The sequence below is a fragment of the Defluviitalea phaphyphila genome (genome assembly GCF_001466305.1).
GTDB lineage: Bacteria > Bacillota > Clostridia > Lachnospirales > Defluviitaleaceae > Defluviitalea_A > Defluviitalea_A phaphyphila.
The window spans coordinates 39,344-55,686 of the sequence record NZ_JWID01000008.1 but is presented as its reverse complement, the minus strand read 5'-3'; the positions used below and the strand labels follow the sequence as shown (position 1 = coordinate 55,686).

Below are 16,343 nucleotides of genomic sequence, written 5' to 3'. Positions count from 1 at the left end.
TTTGCGTTATAATAATATTTTATATAAATAAAAAACGAAAGGAGAAAAATAATGAAAGGATATTTAGAAATTTTAGATGTATTTGCAAGAGAGGTATTAGATTCAAGAGCTAATCCTACAGTAGAGGTAGAAGTAATAGTTGATGCTGAGGGCAGACAAGTTTTAGGTAGAGCTGCTGTACCTTCTGGAGCATCTACAGGAGCTTTTGAAGCTGTAGAACTTAGAGATGGTGGAGAAAGATATGTTGGAAAAGGAGTAAAAAATGCAGTAGATAATGTAAACAACATTATTGCTGAAGAAATTATAGGAATGAATGCTCTTGATCAAGTAGCAATAGACAAAAAAATGATTGAATTAGATGGAACACCTAATAAAGCTAAATTAGGAGCTAATGCAATTCTTGGAGTATCAATGGCTGTTGCAAAAGCAGCTGCAGAAGCTTTAGATATGCCTTTATATCAATATCTTGGAGGATTTAATGCTAAAGTATTACCTGTACCAATGATGAATATTTTAAATGGAGGAAAACATGCAGATAATACAGTAGACCTTCAAGAATTTATGATAATGCCTGTAGGAGCAAAATCTTTTAGTGAAGCATTAAGAATGTGTTCAGAAGTTTATCACAGCCTTAAAAAAGTATTAAATGATAAAGGATTATCAACAGCAGTTGGAGATGAAGGAGGATTTGCTCCAGATTTAGCGTCTTCTGAAGAAGCAATCCAAGTTATTATAGATGCAGTTGAAAAAGCTGGATATAAACCTGGAGATGATATTCGTATCGCTATCGATGCTGCTGCTTCTGAATTATACAACGAAGAAACTAAAAAATATCATTTCCCTGGAGAAAGTAAAATGAAGGGAGAAGAAGTAGTAAGAACATCCGAAGAAATGGTTGCTTACTATGAAAATTTAGTAAACAAATTCCCAATTATTTCCTTAGAAGATGGATTAAACGAAGAAGACTGGGAAGGATGGAAAATTTTAACTGAAAAATTAGGTAAAAGAATTCAATTAGTTGGTGATGATTTATTTGTAACAAATACTGAAAGATTATCTAAAGGTATTGAAAAAGGAGTTGCTAACTCTATTCTTATTAAAGTAAATCAAATTGGTACTTTAACAGAAACTTTCAATGCTATTCAAATGGCAAATAGAGCAGGGATGACTGCAGTTGTTTCTCACAGATCAGGAGAAACAGAAGATGCAACTATTGCAGATATAGTTGTAGCTGTAAATGCAGGACAAATTAAGACAGGAGCTCCTTGCCGTTCAGATCGTGTTGCAAAATATAATCAATTACTTCGTATTGAAGAAGAATTAGGAGATGTAGCAGAGTATTTAGGACTTGATGCTTGGTTTAACTTAAAATAATTTGAATTTATATTATATATTATAGAAAACTCGGCTCTTGCCGAGTTTTTCTTGAATACAAAAGTACTTTATGTTAAGATATTAATAATGGAATAGGAGGTGTAAAAGTGAAAATAGCTACTATTATTATATCAGTTATATATGTATTACTAGCTTTAGGATTAATAAGTATTGTATTACTTCAAGAAGGAAAATCTGCAGGACTTGGAAGTATTAGTGGAGGAGCAGAAACCTATTGGGGAAAGAATAAAGCACGTTCTTTAGAAGGAACTTTTGAGAAATATACTAAAATTAGTGCGGCTCTTTTTATTATATTGGCTTTAGTTCTTAATATACTAATTAAATAAAACAAATTTTTTAAATTTAATTATGTAGTTATTAAAAGTATTTAGAATTTAGGTTCTAAGTGCTTTTTTAAGTATTTATGATTTATATTTAGTATTAAAGTGCATATCATTAGGTTTGAAAAAGCCACTAAAATTTTATTTTTATAGAATTTTAGTGGCAAATTTTAATTTTACATAAAAATTATATATTTTATTTAATATAATTTAGTATTTTAATTTATGATAATAGCGACGACAAATAGCTTTTATAACTAGTGGAGATAATAAGCCACTATATTTTCCATTGATTCCTTCTAAGGCATAATCTTTTGTATCAAAAACCGTAACTTTAGCACTAACTCGATTTACAAAATTTTCAACACGATCAGTAAGATATCTAGCTTCATCTTCTCCTTATTAAAAAATGAAGAATATTAAATTATTGTATAAACAAAAAAGATGATAAATATACAGCCTCTTGTTTTTTTGTATCAATATGTTATAATATGAATACATAGTTAGATTTTGTTTAATATTTTATGATAAGGGGGACAATTATGGAAGTAACACCTCTTGATAAAAATTCTAGTACACCTTTATATCGCCAACTTATGGAGATTATTAAAGAAGAAATTAGAAATAATGTTTTAAAACCAAATGACAGAATATTAACAGAAACTGAATTGAGTGAAAAATATGATGTTAGTAGAATTACAGTTAGAAAAGCAATAGCAGAATTAGTTGAAGAAGGGTATTTGATTAAACAACAAGGAGTTGGCACTTTTGTTGCTGAACAAAAAATGGAAAGAAATATGTCAAAATTTATGGGATTTACTCATTCTTGTGAGATTATCGGGAAAAAATCTTCTTCAATTTTGCTGTTCGCTGGCTTAAAAGAGGCGTCTAATAAGGATATAAAAGATTTGCAATTAGAGAATGATTCTAATGTATTATCTATAAAAAGAGTTCGATTTTGTGATGATGTACCCGTCATGATAGAGGATGCTCGATTTTCAAAAAAATATTCTTTTTTATTAACAGAAGATTTAACAGGATCATTATATAAAATATTAAAAAAATACGAAATTTTCCCTTGTGATGCTTATAAAGAATTGGATGTATGTTTCCCCAGTGAAGAAGAAGCAGAACTTTTAAATATTGATTTAAATGTTCCTTTATTAAAACTTTATAGTGTTACTTTTGATAAGAAAAATACTATTATTCATAATACAAGGCAAATTATTAATCCACGAAGATTTAAAATGATTTTATAATATTATTTCCTTCAAAATAAAAATTACTCAAATTAGTCAGAGTAATTTTTATTTTTCTATTGATTATTTATTCGATATATAGTATATTAATACTATATATAACGATATAAATTCTTGTTTATATAAAGGCGTATAACTTAAGAAGTTTGCGCCTTTTTTTGTTTATATATAAACAAAATGCACAAAGCAAAAAAACAACAAATTATAATAATTGTATAAACAATAATATTTTAACGCTTAAAATATAAACAAAATTTATAATATAAATAAAAAAACAATTGCAAATATAATAAAGACGTTATATAATGAATAATAAATATAAACAAAAGGAGCATAGAGAATGATAAAAGTATTGGGACTTGGTGACAATGTTGTAGATAAATATATGCATACAAAAAAAATGTATCCTGGAGGAAATGCTTTAAATTTTTCAGTGTATTCAAAATTAATGGGGATGCATTCAGAATATTTAGGAGTATTTGGCGATGATGAACCAGCTAAGCATGTATATTCTGTGCTTAAGTCTTTAGACATTCCCATGAGTCATTGCAGATATTATTGCGGTGAAAATGGATATGCAAAAGTAGCTATTAAAGAAGGAGATCGTATTTTTATAGGCTCTAATAAAGGCGGAGTAGCTAAAAATAATCCAATTATATTATAAAAATTAGATTTAGAATATATTAATGACTTTGATATTGTTCATACAAGTTGTTTTAGTTATATAGAAGAAGAACTTCCTAAATTAAGTAAGTTATCTTCTTTTATATCCATGGATTTTTCAAATAATTATTCAGAAGAATATTTAAAACAATGTTCTCCTTATCTAGATTGTGTTTGTCTATCTTGTGGAGATAAAAGTTTAGAAGAAATTTTAAAATTGATAAATGATATAAAAAATTATGGATGCAAACATATTATTATTGCGACTCGAGGAAGTTTGGGAGCAATTGTTATGGTAGATGGGAAAATATATGAACAGTCCCCTTGTTTAGTAAAACCATTAGATACTATGGGAGCTGGAGATTCTTTTATTACTTGTTTTTTAGTTAATTATATTGAAGGAATGAAAAATGTTACTGATTTTCCAAGTCAATCTCAAGAAAAGGGACTAGTTTCTATTAGAAAGTATCAAAAATATTTAGTTAAATCTGCATTATATAAGGCAGCTATTTATTCAGCTAATAATTGTTTAAAAGAGGGTTCTTTTGGATATGGAATAGAATTTTAATTTTATTATAGGAGGTATTATGGCACTAAATGCCTTAATATAAACATAAATTTAAAAGGAGGAAAAATTATGAAATTAAATTTATTGAAAAAAATTACTACGGTTATGATGATTTGCACATTATTATTTTCTTTAACAGCATGTGGAAGCTCAGAAAATGATTCTCAAAGTAATAATGAAACAAGTAATTCTAGTAGTTCATCCAGTTCATCTGAAAAAAAGGTACTTAAGTTTTTTCATAGATTTCCAGATGAGCCTTTTAATTCATTTATTGAAAAAGTAGTAGCATAGTATGAAGAAGAACATCCAGATATCGATATTGTTGTAACTAGTGCTCAAAATAATGCATATAAGGAGAAAATCAAGGTAGTTGTTGGAAGTGATGAATGTCCTGATGTATTTTTTAGTTGGGCAGGAGAATTTTCAGAAAGATTTATAAGAGCAGGCTTGCTTATGGATATTTCAGATGAATTTTATAACGATGAGGAATGGTCTTCTTCATTATTATTATCACAAGTAAATGAATATCGTGATGGAGATGTTCTTTATGGTTTACCTTTTAGATTAGATGCTAAAATGTTTTTTTACAATATTGATATATTTAATGAATTAGGTCTTGAAGTTCCAGAAACTTGGGATGAGTTTATTCAAGTATGTGAAACTTTAAAACAAAATGGAATAACACCTATTGCATATGGTAATCAAGACCAGTGGCCATCATCACATTATATTGGTTCAATTAATCAAATGGTTGTAAATAATGAAACAAGACTAAAAGATTTAGAACCATCGACTGGAGAATTTACAGATCCAAATTATGTTTTAGCGCTAGACTATTATCAACAACTTATTCCATATTTTAATGATTCACCAAATGCTTATTCTCATGATATGGCTAGAAATATTTTTTCACAAGAAAATGCAGCAATGATTTATGCTGAATTAGTTGAAATTCCTTATATAAAAGAAGAAAATCCTGATTTAAATTATGGAATGTTTGGATTTCCTTTAATAGAAGGAGAAGGTGATCCTACATTATTAACTGGTTCTCCAGAAGGTTTTGTTATTTCAGCAAATACAAAATATCCTGAGGAAGCTATCGATTTTCTTAAATATTTAACAGGGCCAGAAGTAGGAAAACAAGAAGTTCAAGAAGTTGGCTGGTTTAATGCAGGTAAGGGTATTGTTGATGGATTAGAGGATCAAAAATTATTAGAAGCTTATGAAATATTAGAAGGTGCTGAAAAAATGGCAGGCTGGTTTGATAGTTCTTTATATTCTACAGTTTGTAATGAGTATCTTATCGTAACCTCTGTTTTGACAAATGGAGAGATGACTCCAGAAGAAGCTATGAGTAAAATTCAAAAGGTAGCACAAGAAGCTCAAACACTAGTACAAGATACTGAAGACAATTAATTTATAACATAATTTATGTGGCGCTCATTATAAAGTATTTTATAATCGAGCGCCCTATAAGAAAGAGGGTGAAATAAGGATGAAGAAAAAAGTTTTAGTTCCTTATTTATATATAATTCCAGGTCTTTTTATGGTTTTGTTTTTTGTATATATTCCTGTCGTATCAAACTTTATATACAGTTTTTTTAGATTATCATCTTATTCTGCAGAAAAAATTTTTGTTGGATTTGAAAACTATATAAAATTATTTACCGATGAAGTTTTCTTGATTATGATTAGAAATAATATATATTATGCCGTTATATCTCTTATTGTTCAAGTTGGGATAGGTACTATGTTAGCTATTTTAATAGAAAGTAAATATAGTGGGAAATTTAGAAATTTATATAGAAATATTTATTTTATTCCTGCATTAATATCATTAACAGCAGTAGGATTACTTTTTAAGTTTGTTTATTCTCCAGACATAGGACTTTTAAATTCTGCTTTACGTTTTTTAAATTTAGATGGATTGACCCATGCTTGGTTAGGAGAATCTAAATTAGCAATTTTCTGTGTTATTGCTATGAGTCAATGGCAATTTACAGGATATATAACAGTACTAATGGTGGTTGCTGTTCAGAATATTCCAAAGGAATATTTAGAAGCTGCTGAAATAGATGGAGCAGGTCCAATAAAGAAAGTTATAAATGTAATGTTACCATTGGTAAAAGAACAGTTATTAGTATGTTCAATTATCACAATTATTGGAGCATTTAAATTATTTACAGAGATTTATACAACTACCAGTGGAGGTCCGGGCAATAGTTCTCAAGTGTTAGGAGTATATTTGTATCAAAATGCATTTTTACACGATGATATGGGATTAGCTGCTGCAACAGGAGTTTTAATTTTTATAATAACTGTTGGAATATCTATTATTCAAATTAATGCTGCAAAATCTGGAGAAGTATAGATGAAGGAGGGAAGTCGATGAACTATAAATCTTCAAATAAGAAAAAGCCTACTAAAGAATACATTTTAAAAATATTATTAAATATATTTTTTATATTTTTGAGTTTTATGATTATTCTTCCATTATTATGGTTAATTATTAATTCATTTAAAACCAATAGAGAATTATTTAAAAATTCTTTAGCCCTACCTGAAAAATGGTTATTTAGTAACTATAAAGAAGCATGGGATAAAGGATTGTTTTCATATTTTAAGAATTCAGTTATTGTGAGTTTTATTTCTTTGATTTTTATATTATTTTTTAGTTCTTTATTGGCATATGGCATTACTCGTTTTAATATAAAATTTAATAAAATAATCTTTTTTGTTGTATTAGGAGGAATGGCACTTTCTGAGCAGGTTGCATTAGTACCTTTATATAAAATACTTCAGAATCTTAATTTATATAATACTTATTTTGCACTGATTTTGCCATATATTGCCTTTAGAATACCGTTTACAGTATTTCTAATGAGGGCGTATTTTCTCTCTATACCAAAGGAACTTGAAGAAGCTGGATATATTGATGGATATAATAGTTTTCAAATTTTTTATAAAATAATTGTACCAATTAGTAAGCCTATTTTTGCTTCTTGTGCAATTGTAAATTTAAATTTTGTTTGGAATGAGTTTTTATTTGCAAATGTATTTTTAGAAAGCAAAAGTATTATGACTATTCCCATAGGGTTAATGACATTTCAGGGAGATATGAAAGCTAATTATACAGTTATGCTTGCAGGTATTACTATAGCTTCTATACCAATGATTGCTATGTTTTTAATTATGCAAAAGCAGTTTATAGAAGGATTAACTTCTGGAGCTGTAAAAGGATAGAAATTAATTTTAAAAAAAACATTGACATAACGTTATATAACATTATATAATCAAATAGACAAATAAATTTATAATAGAAAGGAGTAATAATATGAAAAAAGAACATATAGATCAAATTAATGCAGCAGTTGAAGCAGTTAAAAAAAGAAAAGAAATTAATCATTTTTACTTTGTAGCTTGTGGAGGGTCCATGGCATTATTTAAACCAGTAGAGTTTATTATGGATTGTGAATGTGAAATACCTGCTACAGTTTATACTGCAAATGAATTTATTCATCGTTCTCCAAAAGCGTTAAATGAAAATTCAGTTGTAATTTCATGTTCTATGAGAGGGGAAACACCTGAAACAGTTAAAGCAACTAAGATAGCTAGAGAAAAAGGAGCTCTTACAATTTCAATGTCTCACGTTGTGGGGTCATCTTTATGGAATGCTTGTGAATATCCAATTCACTATGATTGGTTAGAAGAAGAAGATATGACAAATCATAATCATACAATTTTATATTCATTAATTTTTAATATACTTAATGCAATTTCTCCATCAGATAAATATGCAAGAGCTTGTAGGGCAGTAGAAAGAATGGATGCTGTTTTTAAAGCTAATAAAGAAAAATACAAAGAAGCTGCTAAAGAATTTGGTTCAAAATACAAAAAAGAAGAAATTATATATACCATGGCTAGTGGAGGCAGCAGTGGACCGGCATACTCCTTTGCAATTTGTATTCTAATGGAAATGCAGTGGATTAACTCAAGCTTTATTCATGCGGGAGAGTATTTCCATGGGCCATTTGAAATAACAGATAGTGATGTACCTTTTATTATTGTAAAGGGTATTGATCAAACAAGACCATTAGATGAAAGAGCTCATGCATTTTGTAAGAAATTTTCTGATAAGATAGTTTTAATTGATGCTGCTGATTTTGATATGAAAGATATAGATGAAGATTTAAAAGGATATTTTGCTTCTATAGTTGTTGGAGTTGTTCTTAGAGAATATGCAAATGCTTTAGCAGAGTTTCGCGGACATCCATTAACTGTCAGAAGATATATGTGGAAAATGGAATATTAAATTTTAATTTTATCTTTTAAATTCTTATTGTGAAGATATAGCATAAAAAAGTTACTAAAATCTTATAAAATTAAAGATTCTAGTAACTTTTTTATGCTATAATAAATACAAAATAAAGTAGTGAAAAAGTTACACACTTTGTTTAATCAAAGTGTGTTTTTATATAAGTTTTATGTTTAGGGTTTTAATTTCATAGGTATACTAAAGATAAGAAATATAGAAAGAAAAAAGGATGTGTTGTTATGGATCGAATAAACATAAAAGAAAAAAAAGAACTTATATTGGACTTTATGAAACATAAAGATTATGTTCCTATGAAAATAAAAGAGTTGATGATGATATTACAAGTTCCTAATAAGGAAAGAAAATTATTAGAGCAGATATTAGAAGAATTAATTAAAGAAGGAAAAGTAATAAGAACTAAAAGAGGTAAATATGCCATACCAGAAACTTTAAATATGGTTATTGGTACATTTCAAGGAAATCCTAAAGGATATGGATTTGTAATATTAGAAGATCCTGATGCTAAAGATATATTTATTCCGGCATCTTCTGTTAATGGTGCTATGCATAAGGATAAAGTATTATGCAAAATAACAAAATCAGCAGTAAAAGAAAAAAGCGCAGAAGGAGAAATTATTCAAATTATAGAAAGAGGTTCAGATAAAATAGTAGGAACATATGAGCAAAGCAAATATTTTGGCTTTGTAATTCCTGATGATAAGAATTTTGCAAAAGATATTTTTATTTCAAAAGGACATAATCTAGGAGCTGTTGATGGACATAAGGTAGTTGCCAAAATTACAAATTGGGGAAAGGATAGAAGAAATCCTGAGGGAGAAATCATTGAAATATTAGGACATATAAATGATCCCAATACAGATATATTAGCTATTATAAAACAATTTGACATTCCTACAGATTTTCCAGAGGAAGTAATGAAATATATAGAAACTATTCCTCAAGAAGTACAAAAAGAGGACATGATAGGAAGAGAAGACCTTAGAGATGTAAGAATGGTTACTATTGATGGAGAAGATGCTAAAGATTTAGATGATGCTATTTCCTTAGAAAAATTACCTAATGGATTATATAGGTTGGGAGTACACATTGCAGATGTAAGTCATTATGTAAAAGAAAATAGCCCCTTAGATAAAGAAGCTTTAAATAGAGGAACTAGTATTTATCTGGTTGATAGAGTTATACCTATGCTTCCTCATAAACTATCAAATGGAATATGTTCTTTAAATGCAGGGGTGGATAGATTAGCACTCAGTTGTATAATGGATATTGATAAAAATGGAAATGTTAAAGACCATAGAATTGTAGAAACAGTTATTAATATAGATGAGAGAATGAGTTATACTAATGTAAAGAAAATATTAGTAGATCAAGATAAAGAATTAATGGATAGATATAAGGATTATATAGACTTTTTTAAATTAATGGAGGAGTTATGTATTATTTTAAATAAAAAAAGAGAAAAAAGAGGAGCTATAGACTTTGATTTTGAAGAAGCAAAGATTATTTTAGATGAAGAAGGAAGACCAATAGATATTAAACCATATGAAAGAAATATTGCTACAAAAATTATAGAAGAATTTATGTTAGTATGTAATGAAACTATAGCAGAGGATTATTTCTGGCAGGGAACTCCTTTTATATATCGTTCTCACCAAGACCCTGATCCTGAAAAAATATTAAAACTTTCAACTTTTATTCATAATTTTGGATATCATATAAAAGGAACAAATAATATTCATTCTAAAGATTTGCAAAAAATTTTATCTGATATAGAAGGAAAACCAGAAGAAAATGTAATAAGTAGATTAATTCTTCGTTCTATGCAGCAAGCAAGATATACTGTAAATAACGATGGACATTTTGGACTGGCTGCTAAATATTACTGCCATTTTACATCTCCTATAAGACGATATCCTGATTTGCAAATTCATAGAATAATTAAAGCAAATATTAATGGAACATTAGATGAAAGAAAACAAAATCGCCTAAAGAAAAAGATGCCAGAAATAGCAAAACACTGTTCCATAAAAGAGAGAACTGCAGAAGAAGCAGAAAGACAAACAGAACAGCTTAAAAAAGTAGAATATATGAAAGACAAAATAGGAGAAGTATATGATGGAATAATATCAGGAATTACCTCTTGGGGTATGTATGTAGAACTTCCTAATACAGTAGAAGGACTTGTTCATATAACAGAGATGGACGATGATTATTATATTTTTGATGAACAACACTACTTATTGATAGGAGAAAAACGAAAAAAGATTTATAGATTAGGAGATAAAGTAAAAGTAAAACTGATAAAAGCTGATATGATTCAAAGAACAATAAATTTTTCGTTGATAATGGAAGATGACGATAAAAATATCAAGGAGGAAATATAATGGGGTTTTATGATACTTTAAGTAATTATTATGATAAAGTTTTTCCATTATCACTTCCATGTAAAACATTTATAGAAAAAAATATCTCTAAAAATAAATTAGACATATTAGACGTAGGATGTTCTACGGGAGAGCTAGATATATTTTTAGGAAAAAAAGGACATAATGTTTTAGGAATTGATTTAGACAAAAAAATGATAGAAATTGCTAAAGACAAAATAAAAGGGGAAGCTCTCAAAGTAGAATTTAAAGTGATGAATATGGAAGAATTAGAAACAAATTTGTCAGAAAATAAATTTGATATAGTTATATGTATTGGGAATACATTAGTTCATTTATCTGATATTTATAAAATAAAAAAAGTTTTAAAACAAATGTTTTCTCTTTTAAATCCTGGAGGAAAAATAATTTTACAAATAATTAATTATGATAGGATAATTGCAAAAGATATAAAAAAATTACCTCTTATAGAAAATGAAGATATATCGTTTATAAGAGAATATGATTATAACAAAGAATCTAATAAAGTTATATTTAAAACTACTTTAGAAGTAAAAAAAGAAAATTTAAAATTTGAAAATGAAATATCATTATTCCCTTTGAGATTTGAAGAATTAAAGACTATATTATATGATTTAGGATTTAAAAATATGGAATGGTATGGAAATTTTAATGGAGTTCCTTATCAATGGGATTCTTATGCCACAGTAGTGACAGCACAAAAATAAAACTAAGCTTAAGCTTAGTTTTATTTTATAATTCTTCTATAAATTCAACTCCTTCTAATCCTCCTATTAAAGAAAGCAATTCTTCATGATGTTTTTTTTGTGGTTGTTTAATAGTGATAAAACATCCTAAATTTCCTTCCTTTACAATAGTATCTTTATTTGTATCCATATAGATTATCTCTAGATTATTATTTTTTAAAAATTTAATTAATTTTCTAAGATACTTTCCACTGTTTAATTCAATATATAAATCAACAAGTTTAGATTTTGATAATATTTGATTATCTACTTTATTTAAAATAGTCATTACTCCAAAGATAAAGGCACAGCTAATAATAGCTCCTTCATAAAATCCAATGCCTATAGCTAATCCCATACAAGCTGAAGCCCATAATCCAGCAGCAGTAGTAAGTCCTTTAACTTGATGTTTACCAGTTAATAAAATAGTTCCTGCACCCAAAAAACCTATTCCACTAATAACTTGGGCTCCAAGTCTTGAAGGATCTCCTCCAACATTTAAAGATTCTACTATGTACTGATTTGTTATCATAGTAAGACTAGAACCAATACAAACTAATATATGAGTTTTAAATCCAGCAGCTCTATTTTTTCGTTCCCTTTCCATACCAATAATACCACCGCATATTACAGCTAAAGTAAGTCTTACAATAACTGAAAAAGTATTTACTTCTTTTAATAAAGTAAAAATATTTTCATTCATTCTACTGCCCCTTTCATAATTGATAATTAGAATTTATTTTTAAATTTTATATGTCTATTAATTGTATTTATTTATGTAAAAAATTATTTTGTATAAAAAAATTATTTATATAAAAAATTAAATAGAGAAGATATAAAAAGCAAATTTGAACAATACTATAAAATTAAAATATTAAATTAAAGCACTATTATAAAATATTTAAAATTATCTATCAATAATTAGTTTAATAATAAATATAAAATTTAGTTTTAAAATAAAAAATAAAACCTTTTTTGTATTCAAAAAATAACTTAAAGATGATAAACTATAGTATATCATATTAAATCGCTCAGAATAATATATAATTTATATTTAAATGGAGGCTTAAAATGAAAAAAATATTAAGTTTATTAGCAATTATTATTATATTATTATCAGGATGTTCAAGTAATTCTAAGGATATTTTAAGAGTAGGAATGGATTTAAAATATTTTCCGTTTACAGGTATGGATGAACAAGGAAATCCAGTAGGGGTAGAAGTAGATATTGCTAAAGCTTTGGGAGAATATCTAGGTAAAGAAGTACAAATCGTTAATACAGAATTTTCAATGTTAATTCCTGCCTTACAAAGCGAGGAAGTAGATATTATTATAGGCTCTATGTCTATAACTGAAGAGAGAGAAAAGACAGTAGATTTTAGTAATCCATACTTATATCAAAAAATTGTAGCTTTAGTTAATAAGGATTTTGCTAAGAAGCATGGTATTAATGATGAGATGTCAGTTGAAGAATTGTTTAGTATTAAAGATACTAGATTCATTGGAATTACAGGATCTATTTCTGCAGAGATTCCTCAATCCTATGGATTTGAAGTTAGAGAAGTAACAACGGATGCAGTAGCTGAAAGGGAAATAGCGACTGGCTCAGCAGATATTTTGGTTGGATCTTATACTTTATATGGCAAATATGCCAATAATAAAGAAACAACCATTATATATAAAAATCCTATAGAAATATCAGAAGTAGGAATGGCAGTTAAGCAAGGGAATACAGAGTTATTAAAACAAGTAAACGAATTTATTAGCCAAATGGAATCTAGCGGTTTAAATGATAAGTTACGTAAGGATTGGGATGCGGAAATTGCAAAAAAAATGTTTGATGAAACTAAGACATTGGATTACTATCTTAAGAAAAACTAATTTATTTAAATACAAAAGTTAAGGTGATTTTATGAAAAAATTTAAATTGGTACAGATTGTATTAGCATTTTTATTATATATATTTTTATTTGTTTTTATTATTAATGAAGTAGCAGATGTCCTAGATTTTACATTCTTAATAGAAAATAAAAGTATGTTAATTAACGGAGCTATGCTTACAATAGGTATGAGCATAGCATCTTTTATAAGTAGTACTATAGTAGGTTTTATTATATTTCTTATGACAGAATCAAAAATAGTTTTTCTAAAGACCATTGCAAATATTTATAAAGAGATTATTATGGGAACGCCTCTACTAGTGCTTGTTTTTGTTGTAGTTTATATTATAGGGGTTGCCATAGGAATACGAAATAAAATGATGTTAGGATTTTTATCCCTTACTTTTTATATGAGTCCTTATATGACAAATGTTTTTGAAGGGGCTTATAAATCTATTGACAGCAGTCAATTTATGGTAATGGATTTTTATGGATTTAATTTATATCAAAGATATCGTTATATTATCCTTCCACAAATGATTAGACCAATTATTCCAGGACTTATTAATAATCTTTCAGGAATTATTAAAGGAACGTCTATATTAAGTACCATTGCTATATCAGAAATTTTTTACGCTACAAGTATTTTATCAAATAAAAGTTATAGATATATAGAAGGATATTTTGTACTTTGGATGGTTTATCTTATAATAACTATTCCTTTATCAAGACTAGCAAAATACTTATCTAGACAAGAAAACTATTGAAGGTGATTTTATGAAAATATATTTAAAAGAAGTTTCAAAAAGTTATGATAAAAAGGTTATAGATAATATAGATTTAAACTTAGAAGGATATGATGCAGTTGCTATTATAGGTAAAAGTGGATGTGGGAAATCAACTCTTCTAAGATTAATGACAGGAATAGAAATGCCTGATAAAGGAAGGATTATTGTAAATGATAAAGAATTAAATAAAAGCAATTTGATAGAATATCAAGATAATATTGGTATTGTATTTCAAAAACATAACCTTTTTCCTCATTTAACATTACTTCAAAATATAACTTTAATTTTAGAAAAAATAAAAAAACTACCCAAAAAAGAAGCCAAAGAAAAGGCAATTAATTTATTAGATAATCTTCATTTAAAAGATCAAATGAATAAGCGTCCTAGATTTGTTTCAGGGGGACAAGCTCAAAGAGCTTCTATTGCAAGAGCCCTAGCAACAGATCCAGAAGTAGTATTTATGGATGAACCTACCGCAGCTCTTGACCCTATACTTACAAAAGAAGTTCTTGATTCAGTTATTGGACTAAGAAATTTAGGAACTAAATTTGTATTTGTCACCCATGAAATCTATTTTGTTCGTAAATTTGCAGACTATATTATTTTTATGGACGAAGGAAAGATAGTAGAACAGGGAACTCCTAATATATTAGATAACCCTCAAACTAAAAGACTACAGCTATTTTTAGAAAATGAAGGGAGATAATAATGACAATTAAAGAAATTTATGAAAAATTAGAAGAAGTAGGTGTATTATTATAAGAAAAATTTATAGAAATATAATTATTTATAATTTTACATTATAATTATGTAATGTTATAATTACCTCTGTCATTAAAAAAAGAGATGATGAGGTGATTAAAATGCAAAAAGTTAAAAAACTAATTCCTGGAACAATTTTTGTTCTAATTATATCTTATGCATCAATATTAATAAATGATTTATTAAAGAGTTATATAAACCTTGAAGCTCTTACTATAGCAATAATTATTGGAATAATTTATAACAATACGGTTAAAACCCAAGAAATTTTTCAAGAGGGAATAAAATTTTCCTTAAAAAAATTATTAAAAGTGGGAATAGTTCTTTTAGGATTCAAGTTAAATTTTAATGCCATACTTAAATTAGGACCTAAAATACTTATAATGGTATTAATATTTGTCCCACTTGTTCTCTTATTGGCTATATTATTTGGGAAAATATTTAAAGTAAATAAAAAATTATCTACCCTAATAGGAGTAGGTTCATGTATTTGTGGAGCATCAGCAGTGGTTGCTATGGCACCATGCATTAATGCCGAAGAAGATGATTCAGTAATAGCAGTATCCGTTGTTAGTTTTTTAGGAGCTATAGGAGTATTAATATATTCTGCTATTGCAGTAAGTGGATTTGATTTAACTCCAACTCAATATGGAGCATGGTCAGGTATTTCACTGCAAGGAGTTGCTCATGCAATAGCAGCAGCCTTTGCATTAGGAGATGCTTCAGGAGAAATAGGAACATTTGTTAAAATGGCAAGGGTTTTAATGTTAGTACCTGTTTCCTTAGCATTAGGTTTTATGTTTAAAAATGATACTGCAAGTAAAAATAAGGTTAAATTTCCAATATACGTACTATATTTTATTATAGCAGGAATTATTAATTCTCTTGGGATATTACCAGCATTTATAACTAATATACTAATTTATTTAAGTTCTTTATTTATTTTAATGGCTATGACAGCTATGGGATTATCAGTAGATTTTAGAACTATAGTTAATAAAGGAGTAAAAGCACTTTTAGCAGGAACAGTTTTATTTATACTCCTATCTAGTACAAGTCTATTAACTATCATAAACATTTTATAAAAAAAGCTAATAAAGATTAATTCCATTAAAATCATGGAAAAATCTTTATTAGCTTTTTTATAATTAATTTATTAGGATCTAAGCTTTTCACAATCAATTCTCCTATAAATGTTTATATAATATAATATTCATAATAAATATAAAGGTTACAGTAATT

General features: G+C 27.4%; 17 protein-coding genes. 16 read left to right on the top strand and 1 reads right to left on the bottom strand.

All coding sequences use genetic code 11. From position 1 onward, the window contains the following. Positions 1-51: 51 nt before the first annotated feature. The 12 genes from eno (at position 52) to OM90_RS07070 (ending at position 11,653) form a co-directional block, all read left to right on the top strand. On the top strand, positions 52-1,374 hold the full coding sequence (gene eno / locus OM90_RS07115; RefSeq protein ID WP_058486210.1) for a phosphopyruvate hydratase: 1,323 nt from the start codon (positions 52-54) through the stop codon (positions 1,372-1,374). 107 nt (positions 1,375-1,481) lie between these two features. Then, positions 1,482-1,721: a preprotein translocase subunit SecG gene (gene secG / locus OM90_RS07110; RefSeq protein ID WP_058486209.1), complete on the top strand. Its 240-nt coding sequence runs from the start codon at positions 1,482-1,484 to the stop codon at positions 1,719-1,721. Positions 1,722-2,257: 536 nt separating this feature from the next. After that, positions 2,258-2,974 carry a GntR family transcriptional regulator gene (locus tag OM90_RS07105; protein ID WP_058486208.1) on the top strand — a complete coding sequence of 239 codons (717 nt, stop codon included), beginning with the start codon at positions 2,258-2,260 and terminating at the stop codon, positions 2,972-2,974. Positions 2,975-3,314: 340 nt separating this feature from the next. Beyond that, positions 3,315-3,638 (top strand): PfkB family carbohydrate kinase, encoded by a 324-nt coding sequence (locus OM90_RS13160; RefSeq protein ID WP_242860874.1) that lies wholly within the window; start codon positions 3,315-3,317, stop codon positions 3,636-3,638. Positions 3,639-3,746: 108 nt separating this feature from the next. Then, a complete protein-coding gene (locus OM90_RS13155; protein WP_242860873.1) occupies positions 3,747-4,205 on the top strand; it encodes a PfkB family carbohydrate kinase in 459 nt (152 codons plus the stop codon). 69 nt (positions 4,206-4,274) lie between these two features. After that, the gene (locus OM90_RS12590) at positions 4,275-4,496 is read left to right on the top strand and encodes a hypothetical protein (RefSeq protein WP_144428557.1); all 222 of its coding nucleotides are present in this window, start codon (positions 4,275-4,277) and stop codon (positions 4,494-4,496) included. A gap of 21 nt (positions 4,497-4,517) precedes the next feature. Beyond that, entirely contained in the window at positions 4,518-5,621 is a 1,104-nt protein-coding gene (locus tag OM90_RS07095; protein ID WP_144428556.1) for an ABC transporter substrate-binding protein, read from the top strand. Between the two features lie 79 nt (positions 5,622-5,700). Further along, a complete protein-coding gene (locus tag OM90_RS07090) occupies positions 5,701-6,576 on the top strand; it encodes a carbohydrate ABC transporter permease (protein ID WP_058486207.1) in 876 nt (291 codons plus the stop codon). A 17-nt stretch (positions 6,577-6,593) separates the two neighbouring features. Beyond that, on the top strand, positions 6,594-7,448 hold the full coding sequence (locus tag OM90_RS07085; protein WP_058486206.1) for a carbohydrate ABC transporter permease: 855 nt from the start codon (positions 6,594-6,596) through the stop codon (positions 7,446-7,448). 91 nt (positions 7,449-7,539) lie between these two features. Next, positions 7,540-8,517, top strand: a complete 978-nt coding sequence (locus tag OM90_RS07080; RefSeq protein WP_058486205.1) for an SIS domain-containing protein — start codon at positions 7,540-7,542, stop codon at positions 8,515-8,517. Between the two features lie 242 nt (positions 8,518-8,759). Then, positions 8,760-10,925: a ribonuclease R gene (rnr, locus tag OM90_RS07075; RefSeq protein WP_144428555.1), complete on the top strand. Its 2,166-nt coding sequence runs from the start codon at positions 8,760-8,762 to the stop codon at positions 10,923-10,925. Beyond that, on the top strand, positions 10,925-11,653 hold the full coding sequence (locus tag OM90_RS07070; RefSeq protein WP_058486204.1) for a class I SAM-dependent methyltransferase: 729 nt from the start codon (positions 10,925-10,927) through the stop codon (positions 11,651-11,653). The genes rnr and OM90_RS07070 overlap by 1 nt, the downstream gene beginning before the upstream one ends. A 25-nt stretch (positions 11,654-11,678) precedes the next feature. Here OM90_RS07070 and OM90_RS07065 read toward each other — a convergent pair whose 3' ends face one another. Then, positions 11,679-12,374 carry an MgtC/SapB family protein gene (locus OM90_RS07065; RefSeq protein WP_058486203.1) on the bottom strand — a complete coding sequence of 232 codons (696 nt, stop codon included), beginning with the start codon at positions 12,372-12,374 and terminating at the stop codon, positions 11,679-11,681. A gap of 368 nt (positions 12,375-12,742) precedes the next feature. Here OM90_RS07065 and OM90_RS07060 point away from each other — a divergent pair, with 368 nt between their 5' ends. From OM90_RS07060 to OM90_RS07045, 4 genes are all read left to right on the top strand, one after another. After that, on the top strand, positions 12,743-13,552 hold the full coding sequence (locus OM90_RS07060) for a transporter substrate-binding domain-containing protein (protein ID WP_058486202.1): 810 nt from the start codon (positions 12,743-12,745) through the stop codon (positions 13,550-13,552). A 31-nt stretch (positions 13,553-13,583) separates the two neighbouring features. Beyond that, on the top strand, positions 13,584-14,318 hold the full coding sequence (locus OM90_RS07055) for an amino acid ABC transporter permease (RefSeq protein ID WP_058486201.1): 735 nt from the start codon (positions 13,584-13,586) through the stop codon (positions 14,316-14,318). Between the two features lie 10 nt (positions 14,319-14,328). Continuing rightward, positions 14,329-15,045: an amino acid ABC transporter ATP-binding protein gene (locus OM90_RS07050; RefSeq protein ID WP_058486200.1), complete on the top strand. Its 717-nt coding sequence runs from the start codon at positions 14,329-14,331 to the stop codon at positions 15,043-15,045. Positions 15,046-15,202: 157 nt separating this feature from the next. Next, on the top strand, positions 15,203-16,186 hold the full coding sequence (locus OM90_RS07045; protein ID WP_058486199.1) for a YeiH family protein: 984 nt from the start codon (positions 15,203-15,205) through the stop codon (positions 16,184-16,186). The last annotated feature ends 157 nt before the right edge of the window (positions 16,187-16,343 follow it).

Bases quoted from the DNA above. Each gene is read 5' to 3' on its own strand.
- OM90_RS07060 (WP_058486202.1), top strand. From the start codon at position 12,743: ATGAAAAAAATATTAAGTTTATTAGCAATTATTATTATATTATTATCA.
- OM90_RS07090 (WP_058486207.1), top strand. From the start codon at position 5,701: ATGAAGAAAAAAGTTTTAGTTCCTTATTTATATATAATTCCAGGTCTT.
- OM90_RS07055 (WP_058486201.1), top strand. From the start codon at position 13,584: ATGAAAAAATTTAAATTGGTACAGATTGTATTAGCATTTTTATTATAT.
- OM90_RS12590 (WP_144428557.1), top strand. From the start codon at position 4,275: ATGAAATTAAATTTATTGAAAAAAATTACTACGGTTATGATGATTTGC.
- OM90_RS13155 (WP_242860873.1), top strand. From the start codon at position 3,747: ATGGATTTTTCAAATAATTATTCAGAAGAATATTTAAAACAATGTTCT.
- OM90_RS07070 (WP_058486204.1), top strand. From the start codon at position 10,925: ATGGGGTTTTATGATACTTTAAGTAATTATTATGATAAAGTTTTTCCA.
- OM90_RS07080 (WP_058486205.1), top strand. From the start codon at position 7,540: ATGAAAAAAGAACATATAGATCAAATTAATGCAGCAGTTGAAGCAGTT.
- OM90_RS07105 (WP_058486208.1), top strand. From the start codon at position 2,258: ATGGAAGTAACACCTCTTGATAAAAATTCTAGTACACCTTTATATCGC.
- rnr (WP_144428555.1), top strand. From the start codon at position 8,760: ATGGATCGAATAAACATAAAAGAAAAAAAAGAACTTATATTGGACTTT.
- OM90_RS07085 (WP_058486206.1), top strand. From the start codon at position 6,594: ATGAACTATAAATCTTCAAATAAGAAAAAGCCTACTAAAGAATACATT.
- OM90_RS07065 (WP_058486203.1), bottom strand. From the start codon at position 12,374: ATGAATGAAAATATTTTTACTTTATTAAAAGAAGTAAATACTTTTTCA.
- OM90_RS13160 (WP_242860874.1), top strand. From the start codon at position 3,315: ATGATAAAAGTATTGGGACTTGGTGACAATGTTGTAGATAAATATATG.
- eno (WP_058486210.1), top strand. From the start codon at position 52: ATGAAAGGATATTTAGAAATTTTAGATGTATTTGCAAGAGAGGTATTA.
- OM90_RS07045 (WP_058486199.1), top strand. From the start codon at position 15,203: ATGCAAAAAGTTAAAAAACTAATTCCTGGAACAATTTTTGTTCTAATT.
- OM90_RS07050 (WP_058486200.1), top strand. From the start codon at position 14,329: ATGAAAATATATTTAAAAGAAGTTTCAAAAAGTTATGATAAAAAGGTT.